This window comes from Curtobacterium sp. SL109 (assembly GCF_026672405.1).
Taxonomy (GTDB): Bacteria; Actinomycetota; Actinomycetes; order Actinomycetales; family Microbacteriaceae; genus Curtobacterium.
Map to the genome: position 1 here is coordinate 3214805 of NZ_JAPPRB010000002.1, position 18214 is coordinate 3233018.

Sequence of the window (18214 nt, forward strand, 5' to 3'; positions counted from 1 at the left end):
CGGCAGTCTACCGACGCCCCCGGACAGTGCTGGAGTCCATGAGCATGCATCGGTTACCCTGGGCGCGGTGACGTCGGGGGACGTCGCCAGGCCCGGCGCCGACCGGGTCGTCACGACTCTCGGGGGGAACCATGGAGGACACGATCGAGTTCGCCGTCCACACCGGCGATCGACGCACCGCGATGGAGGCCGCCGGTTCCGCGCTCCGCACCGCCGGGCACCGGGTCGAGGCCCTGCCCGGCTCCATCACCGCCACGTCCGGCAACCGCGTGCTGACGACGCTGCTCGGGGCGATGGTCCACCTGTCGCGGGAGTACCGCCGCTACGAGGTCGTCGTCTCCACGACCGGCTGCCGGTCGTTCCTGACGCTCCGGCACGCGGGACACGGCACCGCCGTCGCGGGCGGGTCGATCGGCGCGACGCGGCGACGGGCGCGCTGGCAGCAGGTGACGTCCTCGGTCGAGGGCGCCCTGCGGTCGGCGGGCGTGCTCGTCGGGCGGGTCGACCGGGCGCAGTAGCGCGGACGGGGCACCGCTGGTCGCGACGCCGGACAGGAGGCTCGATGGCGGTCCGGCACCGGGCCTCCTGCCCGTCCGCGGCGTGAACTGGCACCGCACCACGAACGCGGGTTCGCGCCACCGACGTCCGTGGCGCGAACCGACTTCGGTGGTGCCCCGCCACGTCACGCTCGAGGCGGGCGGCGCGACGATGGGAACGACGCGACCCCCGGAGACGACGAAAGCCCGGCGTGGACGCCGGGCTTGCGGTAGCGAGGGCGGGACTTGAACCCGCGACCCCACGATTATGAGTCGTGTGCTCTAACCAACTGAGCTACCCCGCCAGAGATCCGGCGCTGTGTTCACGCCGGGTCGGAGCCCCGAGTCAGGATTGAACTGACGACCCCTTCCTTACCATGGAAGTGCTCTACCACTGAGCTATCGGGGCGTGTACCGCGAGCGGCACCACACGAGGATAGCAGAACCCGGACGGTGGTCTGGAACCCACCGTGACGCCCGGGCGTGCCGTCCGCGGAGGTCAGTTCGCGTTGGCCCTGAGCCACACCAGCGGGTCCACCGGGACGCCGTCGAGGTGCACCTCAAGGTGCAGGTGCGGGCCGGTCGAGTTGCCGGTGCTGCCGACGAGACCGAGGACGTCCCCGACCTCCACCTGCTGGCCCTGCATGACCTGGAACGAGTTGTCCTGCATGTGGCCGTACACGCTGGTGAACTGCTTGCCGTCGACCTCGTGCTCGACCCAGACGTCGTTGCCGAAGCCACCGTCGTGGGCCTGCACCTTGACGACCGTGCCGGCGGCGATCACGTGGATCGGCGTGCCGGCGCCCGGGGCGAAGTCGACGCCCTGGTGGTTCGTCGAGCAGAAGGAGCAGCCCGCGACCTGGCGCCCGCCGAACCCGGAGGTGATCGGGACGCCGGTGGGGAACGGCCACTGGATGGTGCCGGTCGGGTCGTTCGTGAAGGACGACGAGTCCGTGACCTTCGGCTGCGCGGCGGCGGCCGTCACCGTGTAGGCGTCGCGGTCGATCGACCCCGTGGTGGTGTCGCCGGAGCGGAAGGACTGCGGGTCGCCGGCGGCTGCGGCGCGGGCGATCGGCGAACCGGGCTCCGCGGTGTACAGCGCCTGCGCGGGCAGCGAGGTCGAGACGACCAGACCGGCGGCGAAGAGCAGGGCCCCGACGGCGGTGACGCGCGAGGCGTTCCGGCGGAAGGCCGCTCCCCCGCGCTGGGTGGTCGCGGCGGCCGGGCGCTTGACGGCTCCGAGGTGGCGCGTCGCGCGGTCGACGCGGACGGTCGCGGCCTGCTTGGCGACGGGCGCCGGCTGCTTCGCGACGGGCGCGGGCTTCGGGGCGGCCGACGGGGTGCGACGGCGGGTGCTGGCACGCTTCGTGGTCGGTGCGACGACGGGCGAGCTCGGCGCCGGGGGCGTGACCGGGCCGAAGGCGGACTCAGGCAGGACCGGGGACGCGGGGGCCGGCGGCGTGACGGGCATCGCTGCGGCAGCGCCTGCGTCGATGGGCGAGACCGGAGCCGTGCCCATCGGTGCGGCGGCGACCGGCGCGGGCAGCACGTGGGAGTCCGATGCCGACATGCGCTGGACGCCCTGCTTCACGGCAGCGCGTTCCGCTTCGATGCGGGCTCGGCGGGTGAGGTGCACGACCGAGGTCGGTTGCGGGGACTGCGCCGTTGCGTCGGTGGTGGTTCGTCCGGAGACGACGGGCGAGAGCGGAGTCTGGGGCATACGTGCGGTGATGATCCTGATCGGGGCAGATGCGCTCATTGGTAACGAGCAGATAACGGGACTCGACGACGCTACCAGGGGTCACGGCGTCCCGCCAGTCGTGGGCATGCCCACAGTCGAGCCCAGAGCGAGGGGCAGCGCAGCACCAGTCCGAGGGGCACGCCGCCGCTCAGTCGGTGAGGACCTCGGCTTCCGCGCGCCGGACCAGGGCCTCGAGCTGCTCGGCGATCGCGGGTGCGGCGAACAGGAAGGACCGGGTGCCGCCAGCCTCCCACGTGCGGGAGACGGCCCCGGCGCACACCGCGACGATCGACCCGGCGGCCATGTCCCACGGGTTGATGCCCCGCTCGTAGTAGGCGTCGACCGTGCCGGCCCCGACGGCGCAGCAGTCGAGCGCGGCAGAGCCGCCGCGGCGGATGTCCCGCACGTCCCCGAGGAGTCCGGCGAGCACGGCGACCTGCTCCTTGCGGCGGTCGACGGTGTAGCCGAACCCGGTGGCCACGAGGGTCTCGGCGAGGGAGCCCGGCTCGGACACGCGCAGGCGGGTGCCGTTCAGCGTCGCGGGCTCCCCCGCGACGGCGCGGAAGACGTCACCCGTCGCGGGTGCGATGACGATGCCGGCGACGGGTTCCCAGCGGGCGGGGTCGGCCTCGCCGCGGACGACACCGATGCTGACGGCGTAGGCGGGGCTGCCGTAGAGGTAGTTGACGGTGCCGTCGATCGGGTCGACGACCCAGGTGAGGCCGGTGCTGCCGGTGCTCGCGCCGGTCTCCTCGCCGAAGAAGGCGTCGTCGGGGCGGGCGGCGGCGATGCGGGCGCGGATGAGGTCCTCGACCTCCTGGTCCGCGGCGGTGACGACGTCGGCGATGCTCGACTTCCGGTCGGCGACCTCGACGCCGTCGGCTCGGCGTCGGGCCGCGAGGGCCGCGGCTTCGGTGGCGATGGACTCGGCCAGGTCGGCGAGGTCGGTCGGGGTCGGCGCAGCACTCATGCGCTGATCCTCCCAGCACGGGCGGGTGGTGGTCCCAGGCGTGGGAGGTGGGATCGCGCGGTGTGCGTCGGTTCTCCCGGCCTCCGACGCGCGGTTCGGCTTCCCCTCGCGGGCGTGAGGGGAAGGAACGTGCGCGTCCGCACGCGGTGCGGGGTCCACGACTGCCGGACTGGAGGCTCGGTGCCAGCTGGCACCGAGCCTCCAGTCCGGCACTCTCACGTCTCGCGCGCGGTCAACGAGAAAGGGCCCCGTGAGGAACAGGGCGAACCAGAGAGGTCGCCGTCCGGAACGAGGCGAAATGAGGAAGGGCCCCGTTGAGAACGGGGCCAACGAGAAAGGGCCCCGTCAGAAACGGGGCCCTGCTCTGGTTGCTCGGCCACTCGCAGAGCGTTCTTCAGCGAATGGACACGTGGCGAGTGAGGGATTCGAACCCCCGAAGGCTACGCCGGCTGATTTACAGTCAGATCCCTTTGGCCGCTTGGGTAACTCGCCATGTGCGCACCCAGCCCGTGTGATCACCAACCGGAGGCGCCAGAACAGCATACCGGATGGCTGAACGTGGTCGTGACCAACCGAGGTCGGCGTCGCCGGATAGGGTGGTCGGCATGGCAGACAGCTCCTTCGACGTGGTCAGCAAGGTCGACAAGATGGAGGCGGACAACGCCCTCAACCAGGCCGCCAAGGAGATCGAGCAGCGCTACGACTTCAAGGGGGTCGGCGCCTCGATCGCGTTCAGCGGTGAGGACGTCCTCATCAAGGCGAACACCGCCGAGCGTGCGACGGCCGTCCTCGACGTGTTCGAGTCCAAGGCGATCAAGCGCGGCATCAGCCTGAAGAGCATCGACGCCGGTGACCCGTACGCCTCGGGCAAGGAGTTCCGCATCGAGGTGAAGTTCAAGAACGGCATCGAGCAGGACGTCGCGAAGAAGATCGGCGCGTTCCTGCGGGCGCAGGCCCCGAAGACCGTGAAGAGCCAGATCCAGGGCGACGAGCTCCGGGTCTCGTCGAAGAGCCGCGACGACCTGCAGAACACCATCCAGCTGCTCAAGGGCGAAGAGTTCGACGTCCCGCTCCAGTTCATCAACTTCCGCTGACGCGCCCGCCCGCGCCGATCCGCTGACGACACGACGCCCCCGTGGAGCACTGGCTCACCGTCGCCCTCACCGTCCTGCTCGTCCTGCTGGACCTGGCGATCCGTGTGTTCGCGATCATCTACGTCCCGATCAACCGCAAGCCGCAGACGGCGACCGGGTGGTTGCTGGCGATCTTCCTCATCCCCTACATCGGGTTCATCGTCTTCCTCATCATCGGGTCGACGAAGCTGCCGAAGGCACGGCGTGAGAAGCAGACCGAGATCAACGCGTACATCCTCGAGCAGACCGAGGGCATCGAGCGGGTACGCCGTGACCACCCGTGGCCGCCGTGGTTCGAGAGCATCACGGAGCTGAACCGGAAGCTCGGCGCGATGCCGCTGGTGGGTGGCAACTCCGCGGAGCTCTACCCCGACTCCGAGGACGCGATCCTCGAGATGGCACGCGCGATCGACGGCTCGCGACGCTTCGTGCACGTCGAGTTCTACATCGCGACGCTCGACGACACCACCCGTCCGTTCTTCGACGCCCTGGCTCGCGCCCAGGCACGTGGTGTCCGGGTCCGCTTCCTCATGGACCACTGGGCGAGCCGCGGGTACCCGGCGTTCAAGGACACCCTCGCGTTCCTCGACGACGCCGGCATCGAGTGGCACCTGATGCTCCCGCTGCAGCCGCTGCAGGGCAAGTTCCAGCGCCCGGACCTGCGGAACCACCGGAAGATCATGGTGATCGACGGCTCGATCGCGTTCACCGGGTCGCAGAACCTCATCGACAAGTCGTACGACCTCAAGGGCAACATCGCGCGGGGTCTGGCGTACAAGGACCTGTTCGCGCGCTTCGAGGGGCCGGTCGTCGCGGGGATCAACGCCCTGTTCGTCACCGACTGGTACAGCGAGACCGACGAGCTGCTGCTCCGCGAGAGCGACCCGGTCCACCGGGCCGACCGTGGCGACGCCCTCGACTGTCAGGTCGTCCCGTCGGGGCCGGGCTTCGACGGCGAGAACAACCTGCGTCTGTTCAACGCGCTGCTGTACTCGGCCCAGAAGCGGGTGTCGATCACCTCGCCGTACTTCGTCCCCGACGACTCGATGCTCTACGCCATCACGACGACGGCACAGCGCGGGGTCGAGGTCGAGCTCTTCGTGGGTGAGATCGGCGACCACGCCATGACGTGGCACGCGCAGCGGTCGTACTACGAGGGGCTCCTCCGCGCGGGCGTGAAGATCTGGCTGTACAAGGCCCCGACGGTCCTGCACGCCAAGCACTTCACGATCGACGACGACGTCGCGGTGATCGGGTCGAGCAACATGGACATGCGCTCGTTCAGCCTGAACCTGGAGATCTCGGTGCTCGTGCGCGGCGAGCGGTTCGTCGACGCCCTGCGCGGCGTGCAGGACGCCTACCGGGCGCAGAGCTCGGAGCTCGACCTGGACGAGTGGCTCGGTCGGACGCGTCGTTCCCAGGTGCTCGACAACGTCGCGCGGCTCACCGCCGCCCTGCAGTAGCCACCTGCCAGGAGGCTCCCCCGCCTCCGTCACGCCGGCTGCGGCTGCGGTTGCGGCCGCGGCCGCGGCTGCGGTTTGCACCGTGCGAGGCCCTCTGGCCCGTGCGAGGTCGTGCACTCGGTGAGGGCCCATGTCCTCGCACCGGGTGGACAACCTCGCACCGGCGGTCGGGTGCGGTTCGCCCCGTGCTGGGCTGCCTGCCGCGAGCGGGGTCAGCGCGGGACGGTGCTCGCGATGTGGGCGATCAGACGTTCGAGCGGCCCCCGCCCGAGGAACCGCTGCCACAGCATCGCGAACAGCGCGGCGCCCACGGCGAACCCCCACCAGGTGGCGAGCCCGTCGGGCAGGCCGGGCACCGCGGCGATCACGACGAGGTGCAGCGCGTAGATCGAGAGCGGCATCGACCCGATCGCGACGAGCGGGAAGGCGATGCGCTGGACGATCCGCGCGCGCCCGTCGACCAGGAGCGAGCTCAGCCCGATGACCGCGAGCGCCACACCGATCGTGCCCACGACGTCGACGATCGAGGACGAGTGGTCGCGCGGCGAGAGGAACACCTGCGCCGCGGCCTGCCCGGCGGTCGAGCCCTGGGGCACGTACGGCACCCCCGGGAACGCGTTCCCGTCGGCGGGGATCGGTGCGACAAGGGCACCGACGACGTAGGCGGTGGTGGCGACCACGATGCCGGACGCGAGGAGCGCGACCTGGGTGCTGCGAGCCTCCAGACCGCTCCGGGCGACACCGAGACCGACCAGGACGTACGTCAGGAAGGTGACCACGGGGTAGACCAGGCCGAGCTGCTGCTCGAAGGAGCTGGTGCCGGCGAACAGGGGCACGATCGCGATCGCGAACGGCGCCGACAGCAGCGCGCACGCCCCCGCCGCGGAGAAGACGGCCCACGGGGGCCAGCGGAGCGCGGGCAGGACGAGCAGGAAGAGCACGCCGTAGGTGGGCAGGATGACGTACACCGGCGTGCCGAGCAGCATCAGCGCCACCCCGATCATGACGATCAGGACCGCGCGGATCGCGAGCCGTGCCCGGACACGGGTGATCTCCGGCGGGCCGGGTGGGGTGGTGCGCCCGCTGACCAGGCCGACCGAGACGCCCGCGAGGACGGCGAACAGCGACGACGACCGGCCGTTCACCACGGCGGACCACGACGACGGGTCGACCCAGTCGAGGTGGTCGGTGATGCCGCCGACGTGCGCGGCCATCATCCCGAGCAGCGCGACCGCGCGGGCCACGTCGACCCCCGACAGGCGAGCGCCCCGCACCCGGGCGACGGGGGCGGGGCGCACGGACGTCATGCGTCAGACCTGGTCGATGCTCGGCGCGCCGGTGCTCGGCGCGTCGACGCGACCGAGCGACGCGTCGACCATCTCCTCGCGCGGGACGACCTTGACCCGGGCGCGGCCGTGGGGCGCGCCGAGGGCGATCTCGTGCTCGTCCAGGCGGTGCCAGCCGTCGAGGTCGGTGTACTCGACCCCACGCTCGCGGAGCAGTGCCGGCACGGCCTCGTCGGAGGGGTCCTCCGGTGACCACCACTGGGCCTGGTCGTTGACGATGTGCTGGACGGTCTCCATCGCGTCGGACTTGGTGTGGCCGATCAGGCCGACCGGTCCGCGCTTGATCCACCCCGTGGCGTAGACGCCCGGCATCTGCTGGTTGTCGTCGTCGAGGACCTGGCCCTCGTGGTTCGGGATGACGCCGCGACGCTCGTCGAAGGGCAGCCCGGGCAGCGGCGACCCGAAGTACCCGACGGCGCGGTAGGCGGCCTGGATCGGGATCTCGCGGACCTCGCCGGTGCCCTCGACGCCGCCCTGCCCGTTCGGCCGCGTGCGCTCGTACCGGATCGCCGCGACGCGGCCCTGGTCGTCGCCGACGAACTCGAGCGGCTTCGCGTAGAAGTGCAGGTGCAGACGACGGCTGGCCGTGCCGGGCTCGCGCTTCCGCCACTGCTGCAGGACACGGTCGATGACCATGACCTGCTTGTTCGTCTGGATCGCCGTGAGCGACGCCTCGTCGTGGTCGAAGTCCTCGTCGTACACGACGACGTCGACGTCGGGGACCTCGCCGAGCTCGCGGAGTTCGAGCGGGGTGAACTTCACCTGCGCCGGGCCACGACGGCCGAAGACGTGGACGTCGGTGACCGGCGAGGCCTTGAGCCCCTGGTAGACGTTGTCCGGCACCTCGGTCGGCAGCAGGTCGTCGGCGTGCTTCGCGAGGATGCGGGAGACGTCGAGTGCCACGTTGCCGTTGCCGATGACCGCGACGCTCTCGGCGGTGAGCGGCCACGTGCGCGGCACGTCGGGGTGCCCGTCGAACCAGCTGACGAACTCCGCGGCGCCGTAGGAGCCCTCGAGTTCGATGCCCGGCACGTCGAGGTCGGCGTCCTTCACCGCACCGGTCGAGAAGACGACCGCGTTGTAGTGCTTCTTGAGGTCGTCGAGGGTGATGTCCTTGCCGTACTCGACGTTGCCGAAGATGCGGATGTGCCCGCTGTCGAGCACGTCGCGGAGCGCGTTGATGATGCCCTTGATGCGGGGGTGGTCCGGGGCGACGCCGTAGCGGACCAGACCGTACGGCGCCGGGAGCTGCTCGAAGAGGTCGATCGACACGTCGTACGCGTGTGCTTCCCGCAGGAGGATGTCCGCGGCGTAGATGCCGGCGGGACCGGCGCCGACGATGGCGAGGCGGAGGGTGGGCACGTGGGTCTCCAGTTCGTTCGAGCGGTGTGCTCCGGGGACGGACGGCGGCGCCGTCGTCCGTGTGGCGATGGTGCCGACGTCAGCGGCTGCGGTCCACCACGGACTCCGCGAAGCGGGTGAGGGCGCGCTTGACCACGCCGTCGGGCAGGGGTTCGAGGGCGACCACGGCTTCGCCGGCCCACTGCGCCGCGAGCGCGCGGGTCGCCGCGGTGGCCTCGTGGTCCCGCAGGGCGGCGACGGCGGAGAGGTAGGCGTCGGTGGTGACGGCGTCGTCGGGAGCGCCGGTGACGTCCCGCTCGATGCGCTCCACCAGTGCTGCTGCGCCGGGTTCGGTCGCCGCACGACGACGCAGCTGGAGCAGCGGCAGGGTGTCGACGCCCGCGCGCAGGTCGTTGCCGGCGATCTTGCCGGTCTTGTCCTTCGCCGGGGCGAGGTCGATGACGTCGTCGACGAGCTGGAAGGCGACGCCGACCTTCTCGCCGAAGGTGCCGACGGCGTCGAGGTACGCGCGGTCGGCCCCGGAGAAGAGCACCCCGGCGCGGGCCGCGGTCGCGATGAGGGAGCCGGTCTTGTCGCTGAGCACCTGGATGTAGTGCTCGACGGGGTCGTCCTCGGGCTGCGGGCCCGTCGTCTCGTGCAGCTGCCCCATGCAGAGGCGCTGGAAGGTCTCGGCCTGCATCCGGATGCCCTCGGGCCCGAGGTCGGCGGTGATGAGGCTGGCGCGCGCGAAGAGCAGGTCCCCGGTGAGGATCGCGACGTTGTTGCCGTACGTCACGTGCGCGGCGGGGACCCCGCGGCGCACAGGCGCTTCATCCATGACGTCGTCGTGGTAGAGCGACGCCAGGTGCGTCGTCTCGACGCTCACCGCGGCCTTGACCACGTGGTCGGTCACGCCGTTGCCGAGCTGCGCGATGAGCAGGGTGAGGGTCGGGCGGATCCGCTTGCCGCCCGCGGAGAGCAGGTACCGGCTCGTCGTGTCGGCCAGAGTGTCGGCGGAGCGCATGGCGTCCTCGAGCCCCTGCTCGACGAGCTCGAGTCCGTCGTCCACGGCGCTGATGAACCGGCGCTCAGCGGGGCTGGCGAACAACCGCTCGCCGATGCCGAGCGACGCTCGGAGACTCGGTGCGCGGCGTGCGACCGGGACGCTCGGGTTCAAGTGGTGCTCCGTGTTCGGGGGAAGTCCGTGTGCGGGGGGAAGGACCGGTCAGCTGTCGGTCGACTCGGCACCGGGCCGGTCAGCGGACTGCTCGACCGTCGGCTGCTCGCCGGTGGCGTGGTGGTCGCGACGCGCCTTGGCCCGGCGTGCTGCGGACTCACGGACGGTGCCGGCCACGGGCTTGCGGCCGCGGTGCAGCGCGACGATGCCCGCGGTCAGGTTGCGGTGGGCGACCATCGTGAAGCCGACGCCACGCAGCCACTGGCTGAGCACCTGCTGCTCGGGCCAGGCCTCGATCGACTCGGCGAGGTAGCGGTAGGCGGCGGGGTTGCTGCTCGAGACGCGGGCGATCCCCGGGAGGACGCGCTTGAGGTACGAGAAGTACCCGAACCGCAGGGCGGCGAGCGGGGGCGTGGAGAACTCGCAGATGACGACGCGGCCACCGGGCTTGAGCACCCGGAGCATCTCGCCGAGGGCCTGCATCGGGTCGTTCACGTTGCGTAGCCCGAAGGAGATCGTGACGGCGTCGAAGGTGTCGTCCTCGAAGGGCAGGTGCTCGGCGTCGCCCTCGACGAAGGTGATCTCGGGGTGACGCTGCCGGCCGACGGCGATCATGCCCGCGGAGAGGTCGAGTGCGGTGACCTCGGCACCCTTCTTGGCGAGCACCGCGGCGCTCGTCCCGGTGCCCGCGGCGATGTCGAGGACGCGCTCGCCCGGCTGGGGGTCGACGGCGCGTACGGTTGCGACCCGCCACAGCGGGGCGTTGCCGGCGGAGAGGATGTCGTTCGTCAGGTCGTACTTCTCCGCGACGTCGTCGAACATGGCCGCCACCTCGTCCGGCCGCTTCTGCATGTCCGCTCTGCTCACGGTCCAATCCTAGAGGGCCGTGCCGTGCGTTCCCGGGACGTGCGGCGAGTCGGTCCAGGGCCTGCCCGGCGCGTACGATCAGAGCGTGTCCCGATCCGCCACGGCGGCCCCGCCGCTCACGGTCTCGACCCGGATCCTCGACGACCCGGGCGCCGTGCTCCGCCACACGCTCCCCGACCAGCCGCTGGCGTTCGTGCGCAACGGCGACGGCATCGTCGGCATCGGCGAGGCCGTCCGGTACGAGTTCTCCGGTCCCGACCGGATGCGCGACGCCGCACGCGTGTGGCGCTCCATCGTCGCGACCGCGCAGGTGGACGACCCCGTGCAGCTCCGCGGCTCCGGACTCGTCGCGTTCGGCTCGTTCGCGTTCGCCGACGACTCCGCGGCCACGAGCGTGCTCATCGTCCCGCGGGTCGTCGTCGGTCGCCGCCGCGGGAAGGCCTGGCTGACCGCGGTCGACACCACCCTCGACCCGGAGCCCCTCGCCTTCACCCGGACGTCCGTCCCCGTCCCCCAGGTCGGCGGGCACCTCTCCGTCGCACTCGGTCCCGGTCGCATCGACGAGGAGGCCTACGCTGCCTCGGTCGCCGAGGCCGTCCGCCGCATCACCGCCGGCGACGCCCGCAAGGTCGTCCTGGCCCGTGACCTCGTCGGGACGCTGCCCACCGGGGCCGACCGCCGCGCACTCCTGCTCGACCTCGCCGCGACCTACCCGCAGTGCGTGACGTTCGCCGTCGACGGGCTCGTCGGGGCGACCCCGGAGACGCTCGCCCGCACCGACGGCACCCGGCTCACCGCACGGGTGCTCGCCGGCAGCGCGGCACGGGGCAGCGACCCGGTGTCCGACCGGGCGGCGGCCGAGGCCCTGGCCGGGAGCGCGAAGGACGTCCAGGAACACACCTTCGCCATCGCGAGCCTCGTCGACGCGCTGCGCCCCCTCGCCACCGACCTCCGCGTCGACCCCGAGCCGTTCCGCCTGCAGCTGCCGAACCTCTGGCACCTGGCGAGCGACGTCCAGGCGACGCTGCCGGTGGGCACCACCTCGCTCGACGTCGCGGACGCCCTGCACCCGACCGCTGCCGTCGCCGGGACCCCCACGGACGTCGCGGTCCGCCTCGTCGCCGAGCTGGAGGGCGGCGACCGCGGTCGCTACGCCGGGCCGGTCGGCTGGTTCGGCGCGTCCGGGGACGGCGAGTGGATGCTCGCGCTCCGCAGTGCCCAGATCGACGAGGACGGCACCGTCACCGCGTGGGCGGGCGCCGGCATCGTCGCCGGGTCCGACCCGGCACGCGAGGTCGCCGAGACGGCACTGAAGTTCCGCCCCATCCGCGACGCGCTCGCGTAGCGGCGGGGCGCGCCAGCCGCCTCGCACCGTGCCCGGTTCCCCGGCTGGTGCGAGCTCGGTCACCCCGTGCGGGCCGACAGGCGCGCACGGAGTGGGCACCCTCGCACCACGCGCGGACTCGCGGACCACCGGACGGGAGGCTCGGTTCCGGACCGGCACCGAGCCTCCCGTCCGCAGGGGTGTCCGCCGCCTCGCACCGTGCGCGGTCCCCCGCGCGGCTCAGTCGGCCAGCGGCACCTCGATGACCACGCGCTCGGCGGGGTCGGTCAGGACGCGCTCGAGGTCGCCCCAGGTCGCGGCCCGGCGGTACTCCCACCCGAGCCCGGTCACGACACGCTCGACGTCGACGTGCTGCGGCGTGGTCATCATGCGGGCCATGTCCTCGGGCGGGGTTGTCTCGGCGACCTCGAGCCCGCGGAAGATCGCCCCGCCGTCGTCGTTGCCGACGATGACCTGGACGCGGTGGGTGGGCTCGTGCGTGCCGGTGACGAAGGCACCGACGTCGTGCAGCAGGGTGAGGTCACCGAGCAGGACGCGGGTGGTGCCGACCGCCGCCGAGGTCCGCTCGAGCGCCGCGGCGATGCCGAGCGCGGTCGAGACGGTGCCGTCGATGCCGGCGAGCCCACGGTTCGCGTGCACGCGGATCTTCTTGCCCAGCACGTGGGCGTCGGCGACCCGGATGATCTGCGATGCGCCGAGCACGAGCCGGTCGTGCGGCCAGGTGACGCCCCACACCGCCTCGGCGAGCATGGCACGGTCGACGGGCCGACGGCGCAGCGCGACCTCGTCCTTGAGGAACCGGTTGCGCTCGGCGCGGTCCTCGGACCGCTTGGCGCCGAGGTCGGGGCCGGCGTCGCCGTCGCCGAGCGCGCTGCGGCTGGCGGCGACCCAGCGGCCGACCCACGCGCGGTGCGACGGCGCGGTCCGGCCGGTCACGCGGACGTCGGCGACCAGCCGGGAGGCCCGGCTCGGGTCGAACGGGTCGGCTCCCGCCCCGCGGACCGTCACCACCTCGACGTCGGCGCGCTGCAGGAGCGCGGGGACCTCCCGGGAGAGCGTGGGGTGGCCGAGCACGACGGCGCGGCGGACGCGACCGCCGAACTCCGGGTCGCGGAGGAGCTCGCGGTAGGCGACGACGAGGTTCCGCCCGAAGCGCGCCCCGCTCGACACCTCGGCCAGCAGCGGCGCACCGAGCTCCCACGCGATCCGTTCGGCGTCCTCGCCGGCGTCGTGCCCGGCGATCACCACGGTGGCGGGGTCGTCGTCCGGCGTGAGCTCCGCGACGGGCAGCCCGGTGTGCACACGGCGGCGGGCGAAGTCGAGGTCGATCGCGTCGTCGGGTACGCCCTCGACGTCGGTCAGCGTGGCCGAGAGCGGCTCGCGGAAGGCGACGTCGAGCTGCGCCGGACCCGGCTGCCCGGTGTGTCCGGCGGCGGCGGCGACGGTCTGGCGGACGAGTTCACGGAGGGTCTGCCGGGTGGAGGCCTCGACGCCGTGCGCGGTGGGGGCCTCGACCTCGCGGACGAAGGCGACCGCCGACGCGAAGATCCCCGGCTGCACGGTGGTCTGGTTGCTCCCGATGCCGCGGAGCTCCCCGGGGCGGTCGGCAGACAGGACGATCATCGGCACGCCGGAGTGGTGGGCCTCGAGGACGGCGGGGTGCAGGTTCGCGACCGCGGTGCCCGAGGTCGTCACGATCGCCGCGGGCCGTCCGCTCTCGACGGCGAGCCCGAGCGCGAAGAACCCGGCCGTCCGCTCGTCGAGCCGCACGTGCACGGTGATGCCGCCGGCGCGCTCGAGGGCGACCGCGGCGAGGGCGAGCGCCTGCGACCGGGAACCGGGGCTGACCACGACGTCGGTGACCCCGGCGGATGCGAACTCCTGCAGCATCGCCAGAGCGAAGTCCGAGGCCGGACTGCCCGACGCCGAGCCCGCTGTGGGCCCGGGTCCGTCAGCGATCGGTGCGGCCGTCGTCGTCGGTGTCGTGGAACTGGTCTTCGAGATCTCGGAGGGTGACGTCGTCCTGGTCCTTGTCCGTGCGGGGCCGCTCGGGAGCCTGCTCGCCGAGGAAGTCCGGGTCGTCTTCGGGACCACGGTACCGGGACACACGCTCGGGGGCGGCGGGCGCACGACCGAGCAGGAACCAGAGGACCGCGCCGAGGACCGGCAGGATGACGATCAGCACGATCCAGAGTCCGCGTCCCAGTGACCGGATCCGCGGCCGTGGCATGGTCGCGCAGTCGATGACCGCGTAGACCGTGAACGCCACGGCGGCGACGACGACGACGAGCCAGAGACGGACCATGCGGGGAGTCTAGGTCGGGATTCTGTGACCCGACTCATGGTCACGCGTCCGTAGACTTGCCGCGTGAAAGCGTGGCTCGTGTACACCCTCGCCCGGCTCGGCATCTTCGCGGCGGCGCTCGTCGTCCTGTTCGTGGTGGGGCTGCCCTGGTACTGGGCGACCATCGGCGCGGCCCTCATCGGGCTGCTCGTGTCCTACATCGCGCTGCCCCGGCTCCGCGACCGGGTGACCACGAGCCTGGCCACCCGGCGGGTGCGACCGGACCACGACGCGGACTCGGACTTCGAGGACGACTTCGTCGACGCCGAGGACACCGACGCCCCCGCCGTGCGGCCCGTGTCGGACGCCGAACGCCACGCGGAGCGCCGGGAGCACCCGACGGCCGACTGAGCGCCGGGACCGGCTGCTCCGCCGCTGCGCTGGCTGCGGTCGCTACGGCTGGACGGCCAGCGTGACCGCGAGGACCACGCCGTACGCCAGTGCTGAGAACGACGACAGCTGCAGCGCGGTGATGAGCTCGCGCGGCTTCCGGGACGTGACGCCGATCACCAGGGCCGGCAGGGCGAGCAGCAGCGTGAAGTACGTGAAGCCGGACCGGAAGTACAGCAGCACGAACCAGAGCAGCGCGACGTAGGGCAGCATCAGGAAGACCCCGTACAGCGTGCGGGCGACCGGGCGACCGAGCAGGACGGCCAGGGTCCGCTTCCCCGCGAGCCGGTCCTCGTCGATGTCGCGGATGTTGTTCACCATGAGCACGGCGCAGGCGAAGAAGCCCGCCGCCACGGCAGCCACCCAGCCGCTCCCGGTGACCTCGCGGATCTGCACGTACTGCGTGCCGAGCACCGCGACCAGACCGAAGAAGACGAACACGAAGACCTCGCCGAGGGCGTTGTACCCGTACGGCTTCTTGCCACCCGTGTAGAACCACGCGGCGACGATGGCGGCCGCGCCGACGAGCAGCAGCCACCAGAGCTGCGTGAGCACGACGATGACGATCCCGGCGACCGCGGCGAGCCCGAAGAACGTCAGCGCGACGGTGAGGACCGTCCGCGGGGCGGCGAGACCTGCCCCCGTGAGGCGTGCGGGTCCGACGCGGAACTCGTCGGTGCCACGGACGCCGTCCGAGTAGTCGTTGCTGTAGTTCACGCCGATCTGCAGGAACAGCGCGACGAGCAGCGCCAGGATCGCCAGCGCGAGGTGGCCGTCCTGCTGCAGGTAGGCGCCGAAGTCCCCGGTCGTGCCGCTGTCCACGAAGCCGACGGCGGTACCGAGGACGACCGGGACGACACCGAGCGTCAGGGTGCGGAGGCGGGCGCCGCCGATCCAGTCGCTCGCGGTCGCGCGTCGCTTCGTCCGTGCCGGTCCCGCGGCCTTCGCCGGGTTGCCGGAGCGGCCCTTCTTCTGGGTCGTGTTCTTCGCTCGTGCCACGACCGTCAAGCGTACCGGCGTCAGGCGTCCGGATCGGCGACGGCGCGGACGGCCCGACGGTCGGGTTTGCCGGACGCGAGCATCGGCACGGTGTCCACGAGGACCACGGCCGCCGGACGTGCGGCTCGACCGAGGGCGGCTCCGACGTGGTCCCGGACCTGTTCGAGGTCGAGGGGCTCGGCCGTCACGACGACGGGGACCTCACCCCACTCCCCCGACGACCGCCGTGTCACCACGGCGCCCTCCTGGCCCGGGAGCTCGCGGACGAGCCGTTCGACGGCCCCGAGGGGGACCTTCTCCCCGCCGGAGATCACGACGTCGTCGAGCCGCCCGAGCACCCGGACGCGGCCGTCCTCGACCTCGGCGGCGTCGCCCGTGCGGTACCACCGCAGGCCGTCGCGCACGACGAAGGTCGACGCGGTCCGGTCGTCGTCGCCGAGGTACCCCTCGGCGAGCATCGGGCCGGCGAGCTGGAGTTCGCCGTCGACCAGCTCGGTCCGGACGGTCCCGAACGGCACGCCGTCGTAGACGCAGCCGCCACTCGTCTCGCTGGCGCCGTACGTGGTGACGACCCGGACGCCTGCGGCGACCGCCCGGGCCCGGAGCGGCGCCGGGGTCGACTGCCCGCCGACGAGGACCGCGTCGAAGCCGGCGAGTGCGGTCGAAGCGCGCTCGTCGTCGAGCACGCGGGCGAGCTGCACGGGGACGAGCGAGGTGTACCGTCGCGGCGCCGCGGGCCCCGTGACGAGCCGCTCGGCCGCGTCCGCGAACGCCGCCGCCGTGAAGTGCCCCGGCGCGACGACGCTGGGGGCGGTGCCCGCGGTGACCGACCGCGTCAGGACGTTGAGGCCCGCGATGTAGTGCGTCGGCAGCGCGAGCACCCACCCGCCCGGTCCGCCGAGTGCCGCGTCGGCGGCGGCGGCCCCGGCGAGGAGCGCCTCCGACGACAGCGCCACCCGCTTGCCGGTGCCGGTGGACCCGCTCGTGGTGACGACGAGGGCGACCCGCTGCTGCACCTCGGCCGGTGGCGGCGTCGGCAGCGCCGGGGCGTCCTGGTCGACCGGCAGCAGTGCGGGGCCGCCGGCGAGTGCCGCCTCCAGGCCGCGCAGCACGGCCAGCGGGTCGGACGCGTCCAGCGCGACCAGTGGACGGGTCATCAGTAGTGCCAGGGGAAGGACGTCCACTCGGGGGCGCGCTTCTCGAGGAAGGAGTCGCGGCCCTCGACGGCTTCGTCCGTGCCGTACGCCAGGCGGGTGGCCTCGCCGGCGAAGACCTGCTGGCCGACCAGCCCGTCGTCGACCGCGTTGAAGGCGTACTTCAGCATCCGGATCGCGGTCGGGGACTTGCCGAGGATGGTCTGGCCCCAGCGGATCGCCTCGCGCTCGAGGTCCTCGTGCGGGACCACCTTGTTCACCGCACCCATCTCGTAGGCGCGCTGCGCGGAGTACTCCTCGGCGAGGAAGAAGACCTCCCGTGCGAGCTTCTGGCCGATCTGCTTGGCGTAGTAGGCGCTGCCGTACCCGCCGTCGAACGAGCCCACGTCGGCGTCGGTCTGCTTGAACTTCCCGTGCTCGGCGCTCGCGATCGTGAGGTCGCAGATCGCGTGCAGGGAGTGCCCGCCGCCGGCTGCCCAGCCCGGCACCACGGCGACGACGACCTTCGGCATCATCCGGATGAGGCGCTGGACCTCGAGGATGTGCAGGCGGCCCATCGAGGCCTGCGCGGCGGCGGGGTCGACACCCTCCGGCGGTGCACCCTCGTCGCCGACGTACTGGTAGCCGCTCCGACCCCGGATGCGCTGGTCGCCGCCGGAGCAGAACGCCCAGCCGCCGTCCTTCGGGCTCGGGCCGTTGCCCGTGAGCAGGACGACGCCGACGCGGGGGTCCTGCCGGGCGTCGTCCAGTGCCCGGTAGAGCTCGTCGACCGTGCGCGGACGGAAGGCATTGCGGACTTCGGGCCGGTCGAAGGCCACTCGGACGATGCCGTGGTCGACGTGCTTGTGGTAGGTGATGTCCGTGAAGGAGGCGGCCACGGGGGCCTCGGTCCAGACGTCGGGGTCGAACAGGTCGGAGACGGGAGCGGGCATGCTCCCACGGTACTGCCGCTCGGACTACGCGCTCATGTCGGTCAGGAGCTCCGGGGCCACCATGACGACGAGCACGATGAGGATCACCGGGTTGGCGAAGAACGCCAGGACGACACCGATGGCGCCGTACCAGCGGCCGAGTCCCCCGACGGCCGCGATGAACCCGAGGATGGCCGCGATCAGGGTCAGGAACACGACGACGAAGCAGATGCCGAACGCGAAGGTGGTGTCGCCGCCCATGTACACCGCGAAGGCACTGGCGTCGACGGCCGCGGAGACGACGGCGAGCCCGAGCGCCAGCTTGCCGGCGAGGGGGCTCTTGCGCTGCCGCCGGGCCGATCCCTGCTGCTGGCGCACGTCGACGGTGTTGTTCCGCATCAGCCGAGCGAAGTCGTCGGTCCCCGACGAGGACGTGGTTCGTGCCGACGAGGCTCGTGCGGCACGCGCCTTCGCGGCTGGCGACGTGGCTGCTGGGG

Annotated in this window: 17 protein-coding genes and 3 tRNA genes; 5 read left to right on the forward strand and 15 right to left on the reverse strand. The window is 72.3% G+C overall.

Features of this window, described 5'->3' with window-relative positions:
• Positions 1-131: 131 nt before the first annotated feature.
• Positions 132-518, forward strand: a complete 387-nt coding sequence (locus tag OVA28_RS16580; protein WP_268097732.1) for a hypothetical protein — start codon at positions 132-134, stop codon at positions 516-518.
• Positions 519-767: 249 nt separating this feature from the next.
• On the opposite strand, the gene OVA28_RS16585 is transcribed toward OVA28_RS16580, so the two are convergent.
• From OVA28_RS16585 to OVA28_RS16605, 5 genes are all read right to left on the reverse strand, one after another.
• Positions 768-841, reverse strand: a tRNA-Met gene (locus OVA28_RS16585).
• Positions 842-873: 32 nt separating this feature from the next.
• Positions 874-945 (reverse strand) — tRNA-Thr (locus OVA28_RS16590).
• Between the two features lie 90 nt (positions 946-1035).
• Positions 1036-2256, reverse strand: a complete 1221-nt coding sequence (locus tag OVA28_RS16595) for a M23 family metallopeptidase (protein ID WP_326493761.1) — start codon at positions 2254-2256, stop codon at positions 1036-1038.
• Between the two features lie 169 nt (positions 2257-2425).
• The gene (locus tag OVA28_RS16600) at positions 2426-3247 is read right to left on the reverse strand and encodes an inositol monophosphatase family protein (protein ID WP_268097733.1); all 822 of its coding nucleotides are present in this window, start codon (positions 3245-3247) and stop codon (positions 2426-2428) included.
• A 410-nt stretch (positions 3248-3657) separates the two neighbouring features.
• Positions 3658-3739, reverse strand: a tRNA-Tyr gene (locus tag OVA28_RS16605).
• 113 nt (positions 3740-3852) lie between these two features.
• On the opposite strand from OVA28_RS16605, the gene OVA28_RS16610 reads away from it, so the two are divergent.
• Both OVA28_RS16610 and cls read left to right on the forward strand, forming a co-directional pair.
• Positions 3853-4341 (forward strand): YajQ family cyclic di-GMP-binding protein, encoded by a 489-nt coding sequence (locus OVA28_RS16610; RefSeq protein WP_194662228.1) that lies wholly within the window; start codon positions 3853-3855, stop codon positions 4339-4341.
• Positions 4342-4382: 41 nt separating this feature from the next.
• Positions 4383-5843, forward strand: a complete 1461-nt coding sequence (gene cls / locus OVA28_RS16615; RefSeq protein WP_268097734.1) for a cardiolipin synthase — start codon at positions 4383-4385, stop codon at positions 5841-5843.
• 212 nt (positions 5844-6055) lie between these two features.
• Here cls and OVA28_RS16620 read toward each other — a convergent pair whose 3' ends face one another.
• The 4 genes from OVA28_RS16620 to OVA28_RS16635 form a co-directional block, all read right to left on the reverse strand.
• Positions 6056-7150 carry a heparan-alpha-glucosaminide N-acetyltransferase domain-containing protein gene (locus OVA28_RS16620; RefSeq protein WP_268097735.1) on the reverse strand — a complete coding sequence of 365 codons (1095 nt, stop codon included), beginning with the start codon at positions 7148-7150 and terminating at the stop codon, positions 6056-6058.
• Between the two features lie 3 nt (positions 7151-7153).
• Positions 7154-8551 carry an FAD-dependent oxidoreductase gene (locus tag OVA28_RS16625; RefSeq protein WP_268097736.1) on the reverse strand — a complete coding sequence of 466 codons (1398 nt, stop codon included), beginning with the start codon at positions 8549-8551 and terminating at the stop codon, positions 7154-7156.
• 79 nt (positions 8552-8630) lie between these two features.
• Positions 8631-9707: a polyprenyl synthetase family protein gene (locus OVA28_RS16630; RefSeq protein WP_268097737.1), complete on the reverse strand. Its 1077-nt coding sequence runs from the start codon at positions 9705-9707 to the stop codon at positions 8631-8633.
• Between the two features lie 48 nt (positions 9708-9755).
• Entirely contained in the window at positions 9756-10574 is an 819-nt protein-coding gene (locus OVA28_RS16635) for a demethylmenaquinone methyltransferase (protein WP_268097738.1), read from the reverse strand.
• 85 nt (positions 10575-10659) lie between these two features.
• Between OVA28_RS16635 and OVA28_RS16640 the strand changes: the two genes are divergently transcribed.
• On the forward strand, positions 10660-11919 hold the full coding sequence (locus OVA28_RS16640; protein ID WP_268097739.1) for an isochorismate synthase: 1260 nt from the start codon (positions 10660-10662) through the stop codon (positions 11917-11919).
• A gap of 219 nt (positions 11920-12138) precedes the next feature.
• Here the strand turns inward: OVA28_RS16640 and menD are convergent, their stop codons facing one another.
• Positions 12139-13809 (reverse strand): 2-succinyl-5-enolpyruvyl-6-hydroxy-3-cyclohexene-1-carboxylic-acid synthase, encoded by a 1671-nt coding sequence (gene menD, locus OVA28_RS16645; protein ID WP_268097740.1) that lies wholly within the window; start codon positions 13807-13809, stop codon positions 12139-12141.
• A 61-nt stretch (positions 13810-13870) separates the two neighbouring features.
• Positions 13871-14224: a PLD nuclease N-terminal domain-containing protein gene (locus OVA28_RS16650; RefSeq protein WP_194662242.1), complete on the reverse strand. Its 354-nt coding sequence runs from the start codon at positions 14222-14224 to the stop codon at positions 13871-13873.
• A 63-nt stretch (positions 14225-14287) separates the two neighbouring features.
• On the opposite strand from OVA28_RS16650, the gene OVA28_RS16655 reads away from it, so the two are divergent.
• Positions 14288-14614, forward strand: coding sequence for a DUF4229 domain-containing protein (locus tag OVA28_RS16655; RefSeq protein ID WP_268097741.1), 327 nt, complete (start codon positions 14288-14290; stop codon positions 14612-14614).
• Positions 14615-14656: 42 nt separating this feature from the next.
• Here OVA28_RS16655 and OVA28_RS16660 read toward each other — a convergent pair whose 3' ends face one another.
• From OVA28_RS16660 to OVA28_RS16675, 4 genes are read right to left on the reverse strand one after another with little or no spacing between them, the layout of a single operon-like run.
• Positions 14657-15661, reverse strand: coding sequence for a 1,4-dihydroxy-2-naphthoate polyprenyltransferase (locus OVA28_RS16660; RefSeq protein WP_194662246.1), 1005 nt, complete (start codon positions 15659-15661; stop codon positions 14657-14659).
• Between the two features lie 11 nt (positions 15662-15672).
• A complete protein-coding gene (locus tag OVA28_RS16665) occupies positions 15673-16809 on the reverse strand; it encodes an AMP-binding protein (RefSeq protein WP_268097743.1) in 1137 nt (378 codons plus the stop codon).
• Entirely contained in the window at positions 16809-17738 is a 930-nt protein-coding gene (locus tag OVA28_RS16670; protein WP_268097744.1) for a 1,4-dihydroxy-2-naphthoyl-CoA synthase, read from the reverse strand. The genes OVA28_RS16665 and OVA28_RS16670 overlap by 1 nt, the downstream gene beginning before the upstream one ends.
• A gap of 24 nt (positions 17739-17762) precedes the next feature.
• Positions 17763-18116 (reverse strand): hypothetical protein, encoded by a 354-nt coding sequence (locus OVA28_RS16675; protein ID WP_194662252.1) that lies wholly within the window; start codon positions 18114-18116, stop codon positions 17763-17765.
• Between the last annotated feature and the right edge of the window lie 98 nt (positions 18117-18214).

What these genes read in the sequence shown, in the direction of transcription:
- OVA28_RS16580 (WP_268097732.1), top strand. Translation starts at nt 132, where the DNA reads ATGGAGGACACGATCGAGTTCGCCGTCCACACCGGCGATCGACGCACC.
- OVA28_RS16595 (WP_326493761.1), bottom strand. Translation starts at nt 2,256, where the DNA reads ATGCCCCAGACTCCGCTCTCGCCCGTCGTCTCCGGACGAACCACCACC.
- OVA28_RS16600 (WP_268097733.1), bottom strand. Translation starts at nt 3,247, where the DNA reads ATGAGTGCTGCGCCGACCCCGACCGACCTCGCCGACCTGGCCGAGTCC.
- OVA28_RS16610 (WP_194662228.1), top strand. Translation starts at nt 3,853, where the DNA reads ATGGCAGACAGCTCCTTCGACGTGGTCAGCAAGGTCGACAAGATGGAG.
- OVA28_RS16620 (WP_268097735.1), bottom strand. Translation starts at nt 7,150, where the DNA reads ATGACGTCCGTGCGCCCCGCCCCCGTCGCCCGGGTGCGGGGCGCTCGC.
- menD (WP_268097740.1), bottom strand. Translation starts at nt 13,809, where the DNA reads ATGCTGCAGGAGTTCGCATCCGCCGGGGTCACCGACGTCGTGGTCAGC.
- OVA28_RS16650 (WP_194662242.1), bottom strand. Translation starts at nt 14,224, where the DNA reads ATGGTCCGTCTCTGGCTCGTCGTCGTCGTCGCCGCCGTGGCGTTCACG.
- OVA28_RS16665 (WP_268097743.1), bottom strand. Translation starts at nt 16,809, where the DNA reads ATGACCCGTCCACTGGTCGCGCTGGACGCGTCCGACCCGCTGGCCGTG.
- OVA28_RS16670 (WP_268097744.1), bottom strand. Translation starts at nt 17,738, where the DNA reads ATGCCCGCTCCCGTCTCCGACCTGTTCGACCCCGACGTCTGGACCGAG.
- OVA28_RS16675 (WP_194662252.1), bottom strand. Translation starts at nt 18,116, where the DNA reads ATGCGGAACAACACCGTCGACGTGCGCCAGCAGCAGGGATCGGCCCGG.